This window comes from Bradyrhizobium sp. NBAIM03, assembly GCF_020194055.1.
Lineage (GTDB): Bacteria > Pseudomonadota > Alphaproteobacteria > Rhizobiales > Xanthobacteraceae > Bradyrhizobium > Bradyrhizobium yuanmingense.
The window spans coordinates 1-402 of the sequence record NZ_JADYVS010000238.1 but is presented as its reverse complement, the minus strand read 5'-3'; the positions used below and the strand labels follow the sequence as shown (position 1 = coordinate 402).

The 402-nt window shown below is 55.5% G+C and carries 1 pseudogene; it reads left to right on the top strand.

Annotated features, from left to right (window positions below):
• Nucleotide 1: 1 nt before the first annotated feature.
• Nucleotides 2-402, top strand: a pseudogene (gene yeiB, locus I6F21_RS38295) (DUF418 domain-containing protein YeiB); the annotation flags it as partial.

Sequence of the window (402 nt, the reverse complement as noted above, 5' to 3'; positions counted from 1 at the left end):
CATGGAGCGCAACGTCACGCTCGATTTTGTTCGCGGCGTCGCCATTCTGGGGATCCTGCTATTAAACATCAGCGCCTTTGGGCTACCAAAGGCGGCTTATCTCAATCCCGCCTGGTACGGCGCTATTACGCCGCAGGATGCATGGACCTGGGCATTTCTCGATCTCATCGGCCAGGTGAAATTCCTCACGCTTTTTGCGCTGCTGTTTGGTGCGGGCCTGCAAATGTTGCTGCCCCGTGGCAGACGCTGGATCCAGTCGCGGTTAACGCTGTTAGTCTTGCTGGGCTTTATTCACGGTTTATTGTTCTGGGACGGCGATATTCTGCTGGCTTACGGACTGGTGGGCTTAATCTGCTGGCGGCTGGTGCGCGATGCGCCATCGGTAAAAAGCCTGTTTAATAC